9 protein-coding genes are annotated in these 12,880 nt (G+C 72.7%); 8 read left to right on the plus strand and 1 reads right to left on the minus strand.

The features are described from left to right. The first annotated feature begins 14 nt into the window (after positions 1-14). From ACFTZA_RS12760 to ACFTZA_RS12770, 3 genes are all read left to right on the plus strand, one after another. Positions 15-1,472, plus strand: coding sequence for a hemolysin family protein (locus ACFTZA_RS12760; protein WP_378195176.1), 1,458 nt, complete (start codon positions 15-17; stop codon positions 1,470-1,472). Continuing rightward, the gene (locus ACFTZA_RS12765) at positions 1,469-2,500 is read left to right on the plus strand and encodes a CNNM domain-containing protein (RefSeq protein ID WP_378195179.1); all 1,032 of its coding nucleotides are present in this window, start codon (positions 1,469-1,471) and stop codon (positions 2,498-2,500) included. Before ACFTZA_RS12760 ends, ACFTZA_RS12765 begins: the two co-directional genes overlap by 4 nt. 260 nt (positions 2,501-2,760) lie before the next feature. Then, positions 2,761-6,663, plus strand: coding sequence for a PQQ-dependent sugar dehydrogenase (locus ACFTZA_RS12770; RefSeq protein WP_378195182.1), 3,903 nt, complete (start codon positions 2,761-2,763; stop codon positions 6,661-6,663). 67 nt (positions 6,664-6,730) lie between these two features. Here ACFTZA_RS12770 and ACFTZA_RS12775 read toward each other — a convergent pair whose 3' ends face one another. Then, entirely contained in the window at positions 6,731-7,801 is a 1,071-nt protein-coding gene (locus tag ACFTZA_RS12775; RefSeq protein ID WP_378195185.1) for a LacI family DNA-binding transcriptional regulator, read from the minus strand. Positions 7,802-7,972: 171 nt separating this feature from the next. Between ACFTZA_RS12775 and ACFTZA_RS12780 the strand changes: the two genes are divergently transcribed. From ACFTZA_RS12780 to ACFTZA_RS12800, 5 genes are read left to right on the plus strand one after another with little or no spacing between them, the layout of a single operon-like run. After that, positions 7,973-9,250, plus strand: a complete 1,278-nt coding sequence (locus tag ACFTZA_RS12780) for an amino acid ABC transporter substrate-binding protein (protein ID WP_378195187.1) — start codon at positions 7,973-7,975, stop codon at positions 9,248-9,250. Positions 9,251-9,257: 7 nt separating this feature from the next. Continuing rightward, the gene (locus tag ACFTZA_RS12785) at positions 9,258-10,142 is read left to right on the plus strand and encodes a branched-chain amino acid ABC transporter permease (protein ID WP_378195190.1); all 885 of its coding nucleotides are present in this window, start codon (positions 9,258-9,260) and stop codon (positions 10,140-10,142) included. Then, positions 10,126-11,304, plus strand: a complete 1,179-nt coding sequence (locus ACFTZA_RS12790) for a branched-chain amino acid ABC transporter permease (RefSeq protein WP_378195194.1) — start codon at positions 10,126-10,128, stop codon at positions 11,302-11,304. The genes ACFTZA_RS12785 and ACFTZA_RS12790 overlap by 17 nt, the downstream gene beginning before the upstream one ends. Further along, positions 11,301-12,059, plus strand: a complete 759-nt coding sequence (locus tag ACFTZA_RS12795; RefSeq protein WP_378195197.1) for an ABC transporter ATP-binding protein — start codon at positions 11,301-11,303, stop codon at positions 12,057-12,059. The genes ACFTZA_RS12790 and ACFTZA_RS12795 overlap by 4 nt, the downstream gene beginning before the upstream one ends. Continuing rightward, a complete protein-coding gene (locus tag ACFTZA_RS12800; protein ID WP_378195200.1) occupies positions 12,052-12,810 on the plus strand; it encodes an ABC transporter ATP-binding protein in 759 nt (252 codons plus the stop codon). The genes ACFTZA_RS12795 and ACFTZA_RS12800 overlap by 8 nt, the downstream gene beginning before the upstream one ends. The last annotated feature ends 70 nt before the right edge of the window (positions 12,811-12,880 follow it).

The raw sequence follows: 12,880 nt of genomic DNA on the forward strand, positions 1-12,880 counted from the left end.
GCGGTGCGGGCCCGGTGACGACGTTCCTCTCCCTTCTCCTCGGGCTCCTCGTGGTCCTCGCGATCACGGCGGCGACGGCCTACTTCGTCGCCCAGGAGTTCGCCTACATGACCGTGGACCGGTCACGGCTCGGCGCCAAGGCCGACGCCGGGGACGAGTCCGCCAAGCGTGCGCTCGCGGTCACCCGGCGCACGTCGTTCGTGCTGTCGGGCGCGCAGCTCGGCATCACGGTGACCGGCCTGCTGGTCGGCTACGTGGCCGAGCCCCTCATCGGCGAGTCCCTCGGGACGATGCTCGGCGGGGTCGGCGTGCCGACCGGTGTCGGCGTCGCGGTGGGCACGGTGCTCGCCCTCGTGCTGTCGACCCTCGTCCAGATGCTGTTCGGCGAGCTGTTCCCGAAGAACCTCGCCATCGCGCGGCCCGAGCCGCTCGCCCGCGGCCTCGCGCGCTCCACGAACGCGTACCTCACGGTGTTCGGCTGGCTCATCGCCGTCTTCGACAAGGCGTCCAACGCCCTGCTGCGCCTGCTCAAGATCGAGCCCGTGCACGACGTCGACAGCACCGCCACGGCGCGCGACCTCGAGCACATCGTCGCGGAGTCCCGCGAGAGCGGCGACCTCCCGGACGAGCTGTCCGTGCTGCTCGACCGCATCCTCGACTTCCCGCAGCAGGACGTCGAGCACGCGATGATCCCGCGCTCGCGCGTCGGCACGGTCCGCCCCGGGGCCACCGTCGGCGAGGTGCGCGAGCTCATGGCGCGCGCCCACACCCGCTACCCGGTGGTCGACGAGACCGACCAGCCGCTCGGCGTCGTACAGCTCGCGGACGTGCTCGACACGCCGCTGGCGGACGACGCGCCCGTCACCGAGATCATGCGGCAGGCGGTCGTCCTGCCGACGTCGATGACGCTCCCCGACGCGCTCGCCGAGCTCACCGGCTCGCGCAACCAGCTCGCGTGCGTCATCGACGAGTACGGCGGGTTCACCGGCGTGCTGACCGTCGAGGACCTGGCGGAGGAGGTCGTCGGCGAGATCACCGACGAGCACGACCCGGGGCAGCCCGTCACGGTGACCGCCGAGGACGACGACGTGTGGGTCATGGGCGGTGACGTCCACGTCGACGAGGCGGAGCGCGCCATCGGGCACGACCTGCCGCGCGGCGACCACGAGACCGTCTCCGGCCTCCTCATCGCCCAGCACGGGTCGCTGCCGCGCGCGGGCGAGACCATCGAGGTCCCCCTGCCCGACGACCCGGCCGACCTCGTCCACGACGAGCCCGTCTCGCGCTCGCTCGTCGTCGACGTGCTCTCGGTCGAGCGCCACGTCCCGCGCCTGGTGCGCGTGCGGCTCGAGGAGCGGCGCGGGGACGAGGCCGACGAGCCCGCGCCCGATGCCGCCGGACCCCCGCAGAACGACACCGGCGCCGGGGACGACGCCGTGCGCCGGACGACCGCCGGGGAGGAGACCCGATGAGCAACCCGTGGGTCGTCGTCGTGGCGACCGTCGCCATCATCGCGCTCAGCGCGTTCTTCGTCGCCGTGGAGTTCGCGCTCCTCGGCGCCAAGCGGCACCGTCTCGAGGACGCCGCCGCCACGAGCCGTGCCGCGCGGGCCGCGCTGCGCAGCTCCAACGAGCTCACGCTCCTCATGGCGGGCGCGCAGCTCGGCATCACGGCGTGCACGCTCGCGCTCGGTGCCATCACCAAGCCGGCCGTGCACCACTGGCTGACGCCGGTGTTCGAGACGTGGGGCGCCCCGCTGTGGGCCGCCGACGTCGCGGGCTTCGTGCTGGCGCTCGTCGTCGTCACGTTCCTCCACCTCGTCGTCGGCGAGATGGCGCCCAAGTCGTGGGCCATCGCCCACCCCGAGCGCTCCGCGACGCTGCTCGCCCTGCCGATGCGCGGGTTCATGGCGGTCTTCCGTCCGCTGCTGCGCTGGCTCAACGCGCTCGCCAACCGGTGTGTGCGCGCCGTCGGCGTGGAGCCCGTCGAGAACGTCGAGGGCGGTGGCCAGGACGCCGCGACCCTGCGGCACCTCGTCGAGCACTCGGCCAACGTCGGGGCTCTCGAGGCGTCCTACCGCGTGCAGATCTCGGGCGCGCTCGAGCTGCAGACGCTCACCGTCGACGCGCTCGTCCCGGCAGGCAGCGCCCCCACGGCGGTGCCCGCGCACGCGACGGCGGCCGACGTCCGGGCGGCGTCCGCCGCGTCCGGGCACCTGCGCATCCTCGTGCGCAACGGGAGCGTGGTGCCGCGCGTCCTGCACGTGCGCGACACGCTGCTCGAGCCCGACGACCGCCCGGCGCACGACCTCGCGCGTCCCGGCTTCGTCCTGGAGTCGGGCACGACCGTGTACGCCGCGCTCGCGCGCATGCGCGAGTCGAGCGAGCATCTCGCGATCGTCATGGACGGCGACCGCTTCGTCGGCGTCGTGACGCTCGCGGACGTGCTGCGGCGCATCCTGCCGCGACCGGAGGAGCCCGCGGCCGCGCTCGTCGGCTGACGGCCGGCGGGACGGAGCGGCGCGAGGGCCCGGCAACGCGAGCTGCCGGGCCCTCGCGCGTCCCCGGGACCCGGCCGGGACTTTCCAGCACCTGTTGACAGCGGGAAAGCCCTTTCCTAGCCTTCGAGGGTCGCGCACAGGGACGTGCCTCGACATGACAGGGGCCGTGCCTGCCGGGGTGGACCCGTGCGGCGCCGGGGCGACGACGCCCCGGCGGAACCAGCGTTCTGGCAGCAGCATCCGACGAAGTGGAGCAGACGATGACGTCTTTGCGTTCCCGTCGCCGAGGCAGGGCCGCGCTCGCGGTCACCCTCGCGACCGTCCTGGGCGGGACCCTCCTCGGGCCGCCGGCCGCCGCGGAGGTCGCGGCGGACGAGGGGTTCACCGAGGTCCTGGACTTCGAGGAGTACACGCGCACCGCGCTCGACGGCCAGGACGGGTGGACGGCGTCGGCCGCCGCCCGCGTCGTGGCCGACCCGCTCAACGCGAACAACCAGATCCTCGAGATGGTCGGCGGCGGCCAGAAGTCCTACCGCGCCGTCCCGCCGGTCGCCGAGGGCGACACCGGCACCCTGTTCTTCCGGTTCATGCGCACCGGGAGCGTCGACACGTCGTTCGGCCTCACGGACGTCGACGCGCCGTCCGACTACGTCAACAGCCGGGCCTACGTGAACAACCAGAACGACGACGTCATGCTCGTGCGCGACGGCGGGTCGTTCAAGCCGGCCGGCGTGTGGTCGCGCGACACGTGGCAGTGCGTGTGGGTCGTCGCGGACAACGCCACCGACAAGGTGTCCGTCTACAGCCAGGGCGGGCCGTACGAGGAGATCACCCGCCTGCCCGAGGGCACCGAGCAGCAGTTCGGCTTCCGCCAGGGCGTGAGCACCGCGCTCGACCGGTTCTTCTGGATCAACGGCGCGAGCAGCGCCGGCCGGCTCATGCTCGACGACGTCGCCGTCGACACGAGCGGCCAGAACCTCGAGATCGCGACGGGCAACCCCGGCGACTGCGCGGCGGGAGGGACCCAGCCGCAGGAGCCGCTGCTCAACCCGCTGCCCGACCCGACGCCGTCGGCCCTGGGCATCGAGGTGACCGAGCTCGTCCAGCTCCCCGCGTCGCAGACGACGCCCGCGACCTCCGACCAGCGGCTCGTGCGGCACAACCGCATCACCCACCTCGACGAGGTGCCCGACGGCTCCGGCCGCCTCGCGGTGCCGGACATGAACGAGATCCTCTACATGGTCGACGAGGAGACGGGCGAGCACGTCGCGTACCTCAACGTGCGCGACCAGTTCGTCGACAACTTCCACAACCACGCGGGGCTCGGCACCGGCTTCGGCTTCGTCGAGTTCCACCCGGAGTTCGCGGACAACGGCGTCTTCTACACCGTGCACACCGAGGCCGGCAGCGCGCTGACCGAGGACACGCCCGACTTCCCCGCGTTCGGCGGCACGAACTACCACAGCGTCATCACGGAGTGGACGGCCACCGACCCGGCGGCGGAGACCTTCGCCGGCACGAGCCGCGAGCTCATGCGCGTGCCGTTCGCGGGCCGCGTGCACACCGTCCAGCAGATCGCGTTCAACCCCACCGTCGAACCGGGCGACCCGGACTACGGGATGCTCTACGTCCTCGTCGGGGACGGGGGCAACGGCGTCGGCAACGGCAACCCGCAGGACCTCGCGACGCCGCAGGGCAAGATCTTCCGCATCGACCCGACGGGCGACGACAGCGCGAACGGCCAGTACGGGATCCCCGCGGACAACCCGTTCGTCGGCACGCCGGGTGCCCTGCCCGAGATCTACGCCGTGGGCATGCGCGACCCGCACCGCATCAGCTGGGACCCTGAGGGCGACCACACGATGTACCTCGGCCACATCGGCGAGTGGCAGGTCGAGTCGGTCTACGCCGTCGAGCCGGGTGACAACTTCGGCTGGTCCGTGCGAGAGGGCCCGTTCCTCGCGGAGAACCGGCAGATCTTCCCGCTGCCCGCCGACGACGCCGAGAACGGCTTCACCTACCCCGTCGCCGCGTACGACCACAACCGCGACCCCGGCCAGACCGGCGACGCGGGCGTGGCGCTCAACGGCGGCTTCGTGTACCGCGGCGACATCCCCGAGCTCCAGGGCCGCTACCTGTTCACCGACCTCGTGCGCGGCTGGGTGCTGTCCACGCACGCCGACGAGATGCAGCGCAACGACGGCGACCTGGAGGACCTCGCGGAGATCGAGCACCTCAAGGTCTTCCACGACGGCGTCGAGACGACGTTCCAGGACCTCGTCGGGGACCGGCGCGTCGACCTGCGCTTCGGCGCCGACGCGGACGGGGAGCTCTACCTCGTCTCGAAGGCGGACGGGAAGGTGTGGAAGGTGACGGGTGCCCGGCACGTCGGCGCGTCGTCGCCGCACGCCCTGCCGGAGCTCGCGCCGAACCTCGTCGCGCACTACGACTTCGACCACCCGGTCGCGGGCGACGCGACGTGGGAGGACGACCAGGGCTGGTCGGGCACCGACATCCAGCTCGTCAACGGCGGCACCGAGATGCGGGTCGCGGACCGCGCGTACCCGGGGGCGGGCGAGGCTCTGCAGACGCAGCAGATGAGCCCGGGCACCGCCTCGAACGACGACTGGAAGGCCGGCGTCCACGACGCCGACGGCGTCGACTCGCTCGGGGCCTTCGCCGACGCCGAGGAGATCTCGGTCATGGGGTGGTTCAAGCCGACCGGCGAGCACCCCGCGCTGAACTCGGGCACCACGAACCCCGACGACCGCTACAACGCCATCGGCCTCGCGGGCGTGCTCACGGGCACCTCCGACGGCCACGCGGTGCGGGCGCTGCTCGAGGTGATCACCGTGAACGGGGAGCTCAAGCTCGTCGCGCTCGGCCGTCGCGTGGACGGGGCGGGGTCGTGGACCTTCGCCGCGGACCTGCCGTGGGACCAGATCCTCGAGCGCGGGAAGTGGGTGCACCTCGCCGCGACGTTCGACTTCGCGGGCGGCGAGATGCAGCTGTTCATGAACGGCGAGGAGCTCGAGGGCCGCTACACCTCGTCGACCAACCCCTGGGGCGCCGGTGCGACGTCGCCGAGCGACCCCGCCGGGATCAAGATCGGCGGGAGCTACCCGCAGGACACGCGCGAGGCCAACCCGTTCCACGGCCGCATGGACGACCTCATGTTCCTCGACGTCGTCCCGACGCCCGAGCAGGTCGCGGCGCAGTACGCGCTGTTCGGGGCCGAGCCGGTGGAGCCGCCCGCGCCGCCGTCGTGCGCCCCGGCGGGCGAGCAGGTCACGGACGTCATGGGCGCGGAGCACTGGGCACCGCGCACCCCGGCGAAGTGGCAGTTCCCCGGCGACGAGGTCGTGCTCGCCGAGGCGGGCACGAACCCGGACGACGGCATCCGCCGCCCGTTCGAGTACGCCGTCCTCACCGAGGGTCCCGAGCTCGGCTCGTTCGCCCTCGACGCGGAGGTCCGGCTCGACGCTCCGGCGTCCGTGAACAACCGGGACGTCATCGTCGTGTTCGGCTGGCAGTCGGACACGCAGTACTACTACGCCCACCTGTCGCAGGACAACACGATCTACGCCCACAACGGCATCTTCAAGGTGGACGGCCGGGACCGGGAGCGGATCGACGACCAGTGGGACGGGGCCGTCGGCGCGCCGCCGGCCGTGACCGACGAGGAGTGGCACGACGTCCGCGTCGTGCGCTGCGCGGACAGCGGCGACGTCGCGGTCTACGTCGACGGGCTCGACGTCCCGCTCCTCACCGCGAACGACACGACGTTCGCGACCGGACGCGTCGGGTTCGGCTCGTTCGACAACACCGGCCGGATCCGGGACCTCACGGTCACGGCGGCCGAGGAGCCTGCGGGCCTCGAGCTCGACGTCGAGGTGGCGCCGCGCTGCCTCGCCGGCCGGGTGTACCTCGCGGTCGCGGCGACGAACGCGAGCGCCGCACCGGCCGACGTGACCCTCACGACGGCGTACGGCAGCCGGACGGTCGCCGACGTCGCCCCGGGCGCGGCGGCGTACCAGGCGTTCGCGGTCCGCGCGTCGTCGCTGGAGGCCGGGTCGGTCACGGTGACCGGGACCGGCACGGTCGACGGGCAGGAGGTGACGTCGGAGGTCGTGGTCGACCACGCGGAGCACGCGTGCGGGTGATCCCCGCAGCGCCGTGACCGAGGGGGTGTGCGCGCAGGCCGCGCGCACCCCCTCCGTCGGTGGTCCGTCAGGCCCGGTCGGCGTGGTCGGCGCGGTCGGGCGGCGGTGCCGTCGAGTCCCGCACGACGAGCGTGTGCCCCGTGGACCGGCGCCGGGGGCGCGCGGACGCCGGCCGCAGCGCCAGCTCGAGCGCCGCCGCGCCGATCTCGCTCATGGGCAGCCGGACGGTCGTCAGCGCCGGCGCGAGGTCCTGGGCCACCTGGATGTCGTCGAAGCCCGTCACGGACACGTCGCGCGGCACGGCGACGCCGCGCTCGCGCAGCACGGACAGGACCCCGGTCGCCATGGCGTCGTTGAGGGCGAGGATCGCGGTCGTCGCGGGGTGCTCGTCGAGCAGCCGCCGCGCCGCGTCGCGGCCGCCCTCGCGCGTGAAGGGCGCGTGCACGACGGGCAGGGCGTCCGCGTCGAGCCGGTGGCGCGCGACGGCCGAGCGGACGCCCGCGAGCCGGTCCGCGATCGTGGTGAGGTGCGCCGGTCCGGCCGCCACCGCGAGCCGCCGGTGGCCGAGACCGAGCAGGTGCTCCGCGACGCTCTCCCCCGCCGGGCCGTTGTCGGGCAGGACGGCGTCGCTGCCCAGGTGGTGACGACCGACGACGACGACGCGCCCCCCGGACTCCTGGAACGCGGCGAGCTCGCGGGCGGCGTCGGCCTCCATCGCGGGGTCGACGTAGCCGGAGCCGGCCATGAGGATCGCGCCGACGCGGTGGGCGCGCATGAGACGGATCTGCGCGACCTCCGCGCTCGGCTCGCGCTCCGTGTGGCTGAGCTGGACGCTCCACCCGTGCTGGGCGGCCACGCGCACGACGCCGCTCGCGATCTCGGAGAAGTAGGGGTCGCCGATCTCGTACACGACCAGCCCCGCGACCGAGGCGGTGCCCCCGGCCAGCGTCCGCGCGTGCGGGTTCGCCACGTAGCCCATCTCCGCGGCGACCTGGCGCACCTGCGCCGCGACCTGCTCAGAGACGCCCTCCCGTCCGGCGAGCGACCGCGACGCGGTCGCGAGGGAGACCCCGGCGCGCTCGGCGACGTCCGCGAGCCGGAGGCCGGCGCGCCCTGCGGCCCTGCTGTCTCGACGCAACCCGACCCCGTCCGTCCGGGCGACCGCCGGCGGCCCGCAGGCCGTGCGCCGACGTGACGCTTGCCACATCCACCGGGAGCAGCGTAACCTGGCGCAAGCGCTTACGAAAGCGCTTACGTACATCGAGGTACGACGAGTACTCACTACGACGAGGTAGGGAGAGCCAGCCCCATGTCCCCACGGAAGTCCTTCCGGAAGCCGTCCCCGACGTCACGACGCACCCGCTCACGGACCGGTCTCGCCCTGACGGCGGGCCTGTCCGCGTCGGCGCTCGTCCTCACCGCCTGCTCCGGCGGCGGCTCGGACGACGGCGGCGGCGGGGGCGGCGCCGACGACCCGATCGTCGTCGGCATCTCCCTGCCGCTCACGGGCGACTTCTCCGAGCCCGGCAAGGGCGTCCAGCGCGGCTACGAGGCGTGGGCGCAGTTCGTCAACGAGGACGGCGGACTGCTCGGTCGCCAGGTCGAGCTGAAGATCCTCGACGACCAGTCCAACGCCGACCGCGTGGTCCAGGACTACGAGGCGCTCATCGCCCAGGACGAGGTCGACCTCGTCTTCGGCCCGTTCTCGACCCGGCTCGTGGTGCCGAGCGCCCGCGTCGCCGAGGAGTACGGCATGCTCTTCGTCGAGCCGGCGGGCGCCGCCAACGAGGTCTTCGAGCAGGGGTTCGAGAACCTGTTCTACGCCGCGCCGGCCGTGGCGGACGACCACTACAACCACCTCGCGGACCACATCCTCGCGATGCCCGAGGCGGAGCGCCCGGCGACCGTCGCCGTCGCGGCCATGGACGACCCGTTCGCCCAGGGGACGGCGTACGGCCTGCGCGACAAGCTGGCCGAGGGCGGCGTCGACGTCGTCGTCGACGAGGTCTACCCGCCGAACACGACCGACTTCTCCTCCATCGCGGCGAAGATCGCGGACTCCGGGGCCGAGATGGTCATCGGCGGCACGCAGTACCAGGACGCCGTCAACCTCATCGTGGCGCTCCAGCAGCTCGACTACCAGCCGGAGATGGCGGCGTTCTCGACCGCCCCGACCAACCCCGAGTTCTCCGAGGCCATCGGCGCGAAGACCGAGGGCATCCTGTCCCCCACCGGCTACACCGAGACCGCGAGCTGGCCCTCGAACGTCGAGTTCGTCGAGCGGTACACCGAGCTGCACGGCACCCCCCCGGGCGAGGACGAGGCGAACGCCTACACGACGGGTCAGGTGGTCGCGGCCGCCGTCGAGGCGGTGGGCTGCGCCGAGCAGGGCGAGTGCCAGCAGGAGCTCGTCGACTGGCTGCGTGACAACGAGGTGGACACGGTCGTCGGCCCCCTCACGTGGGACGAGACGGGCCGCCCGCAGGGCGCCCACCTCATCCAGCAGTACGTGGACGGCGAGATCCAGATCGTGCTCCCCGAGGACGCGCAGGAGGCCGAGCTGATCTTCCCGAAGCCGGCGTGGTGATCGGCTCGTGACGTCGACGCTCCTCGTCCAGAGCCTCGTGCTCGGCGTGCTGCTGGGAGGGCTCTACGCCCTCCTGGCGGCGGGCCTCACCCTGTACTTCGGCGTGATGCGCGTCGTGATGATCGCCCACTCGGCGTTCCTCATCCTCGCGGCCTACCTCGCGTGGTACTTCCACCAGCAGACGGGACTGGACCCGCTGCTCTCCCTGGTCGTCACCGTCCCCCTCTTCTTCCTCGTGGGCGTCGGCATGCAGCGGCTGCTCATCACGCGGCTGCGGCCGGCGACGCTCACGATGATGTCGGTGCTCCTCACCTTCGCGGTCGCGCTGTTCATCGAGGGCATGATCGGCTTCGTCTGGAGCGGCACGCAGCGCCGCATCCAGCTGCCGTACTCGGGGGCGAGCATCGAGCTGTTCGGGGCCCAGATCGCCGTCGTCAAGCTCGTCGCGTTCGCGCTCGCGGCGCTCTCGCTCGGGCTGCTCTACGTGCTCATGAAGCACAGCCGCTTCGGCCAGGCGCTGCGCGCGACCATCCAGCACCGCGAGGCCGCGCAGCTCGTCGGGATCAAGACCGACCGGGTCGCCGGGTTCGGCTTCGGCCTCGGGCTCGCGACGGCCGCCGTCGGCGGCACCGCTCTCTCGCTCGACGCGACGATCTACCCGTCGCTGCACTGGCACTGGATCGGCCCGCTGATGGCGATCATCGTCGTCGGCGGTCTGGGCTCCATCCCGGGCGCCGCGATCGCCGCCATGGTGCTCGGCATCGGCCAGAGCCTGCTCCAGGTGCCGCTCGGCACCACGTGGGCGCAGACCATCTTCTACGTCGCGCTGTTCGTGACGCTGATGCTGCGGCCCCAGGGATTCTTCGGAGGTCGCCTTGCCCAACGCTTCTGACACCCGACCCGCCTCGGCGCACGGCCGCGGCGCGCACGCGGGCGACGCCGTCGCCGGCCCCGCCGCGAGCGCCGGCGCGTCCCGTGCGGCGGCGCGCCGTCCGTGGACCCGCGCGGCCCGCGTGGCGGCGCTCGTCGTCGGCGTGGCACTGGTCCTCGCGTTCCCCGCGATGGCGCCCAACGCGTACATCCTGTCCGCGGGCATCGTCGTCGCGAGCTACGCGTGCACGGCGACGGCGTGGAACTTCATGGGCGGCTTCACGGGGTACGTCTCCCTGGGCCACGCCGCGTTCTTCGGGCTCGGCGCCTACGGGACCGGGCTGCTCGTGCGCGACCTCGGCCTGCCCAGCTTCGTCGCGTGGCTCGTCGCGGGGGCGATCGTCCTCGTCGTGACGATCCCCGTCGGCATCGCGGCGCTGCGCGTGCGCGGCGCGTCGTTCGTGATCGTGTCGATCGCGTTCGTGCTCATCCTGCTGCTCGTGTTCCAGGGGTGGGGGTCGTTCACGGGCGGGTCCGACGGCCTTGTCGTCCCGCGGCCGTTCCCCGACCTGCTGCGACCGGAGCACCACCGCACGTTCTTCTACCTGTTCGCCGCGCTGCTCGCCGTCATGCTCGTCGCGTGGTGGGCGATCGACCGGTCGCGGTTCGGCACCGGGCTCAAGGCCGTGCGCGAGGACGAGGACAAGGCGCAGGCCCTCGGCGTCCCGACGCGCGACTACAAGCTCGTCGCGTACGTCGTGTCCGCCACGTTCACCGGCCTGGCCGGCGGCATGTACGCCCTGTGGTTCGGCGACCTGGACCCGATCTTCCAGTTCTCGATCCTGCTCGGCGCCTACATGGTGCTCATGGCGCTGCTGGGCGGCGTCCGGCACCTGTTCGGCCCGCTCCTCGGCGCGGTCATCGTCGGCACGGGGCTGGAGTACTTCAAGCTCGAGTTCGGCGACACCCAGCTCCACCTCGTCGCGACCGCGCTGCTGCTCGGCGTCGTCGTGCTGTTCATGCCGGACGGGATCATCCCCGCCGCGCAGTCCCTCGTGCGCCGCTTCGGGCCGCAGGACTCCTCGATCCGCGAGATGACGGCGGCCGAGCTCCTCGAGCGCAACCGCGCGGCGTCGGGCGGGGACACGACCACCGAGGTCACGGGAGAGGACGACGACCGATGACGACCACGACCGCACCCCCGACGACCCGGAACCTCGAGACCGTCGGGCTCACCAAGTCGTTCGGCGGCGTCCACGCCGTCCGGGACGCGACGGTCACGTTCCACGAGGGCAAGATCAACGCGCTCATCGGGCCGAACGGCTCGGGCAAGACGACGTTCTTCAACTGCGTCACGGGCATGATCAAGCCCGACTCCGGCACCGTGACGTTCCGCGGCGCGGACATCACGCGCAGGGCGCCGCACCGCATCGCGCGCGCCGGGATCGGGCGCAGCTTCCAGCTGTGCCGCGTCTTCCCGCGCATGACGGTGCTCGAGAACATGCTCGTGGCCGTCCGGAGCAGGTCCGTGCGCGAGCTCCTGGCGGGTGCGCGCAACGCCGAGGAGATCGACAAGGCGCGCGCGCTGCTCGTGCGCGTCGGCATCGACCACCTGGAGAACGCCGAGGCCCGCAACCTCTCCTACGGGCAGCAGAAGCTCCTCGAGCTCGCGGGCGTGCTCATGGGCGACCCGGACACGATCATGCTCGACGAACCCGCAGGCGGAGTGAACCCCGCGCTCATCGGGCGCATCGGGACCCTCGTGCAGGAGCTCAACGCCGAGGGGCGCACGTTCCTCGTCGTCGAGCACAACATGGACATGGTCATGAGCCTGTCCCACCACGTCGTCGTGTTCGACCGGGGACGCCCCATCGCCGAGGGACCGCCCTCGGTGGTGCAGTCCGACCCGCGAGTCCTGGAGGCCTACCTTGGTGTCTGAGCAGAAGTACCTCCTCGAGCTCGAGGACGTCGAGGCCGGCTACGGCCGGGCGGCGCTCGTGCTGCGCGGGCTGACGATCAAGGTCCCGGCCTCGACGGTCGTGTGCCTCGTCGGGCCGAACGGCGCCGGGAAGTCGACGGTGCTCAAGGTCGCGTCCGGGCTGCTCAAGCCGCGGGCGGGCCGCATCCTCGTCGACGGCCAGGACGTCACGGGCCAGGGACCGCAGGAGATGCTGTCGTCGGGCCTCGCGCACGTGCTCCAGGGCCACAGCGTGTTCCGCGAGATGACCGTCGCGGAGAACGTGCTGCTCGGCGCGTACACGCTCCGCGACAAGCAGCAGGTCGCCGAGCGCGTGCAGTTCGTGCAGGAGCTGTTCCCGATCGTCGGCGAGCGGTGGAAGCAGCTCGCCGGCCTGCTGTCCGGCGGGCAGCAGAAGCAGGTCGAGTTCGCGCGGTCGCTCATGGTGAGCCCGCGCGTGGTGCTCCTCGACGAGCCGTCCATGGGCCTCGACCCCAAGACGACGGCGACGGTGTTCGAGCAGGTCGTGCGCATGCGCGACGCGGGCGTCGCGGTGCTGCTCGTCGAGCAGAACGCGCGGCGCGCCCTCGAGACCGCGGACGTGGGGTGCGTCCTCGACCTCGGCCGCGTCCACATCTCGGGCCCGGCGCCCGAGCTGCTCGCCGACCCCCAGCTCTCCGACCTCTACCTCGGAGGCCGGCCGGGCGAGCACGCACCCACGGCAGGGGGCTGACCTCGGCCGTCGGCGTACGGTGGAGGGGCCCGGCGGCACGTCGCCGGGCCCCTCTCCTGTTGCCCGACCC

Origin of the sequence: Cellulosimicrobium sp. NPDC057127, assembly GCF_042670945.1 — a bacterium.
Lineage (GTDB): Bacteria > Actinomycetota > Actinomycetes > Actinomycetales > Cellulomonadaceae > Cellulosimicrobium.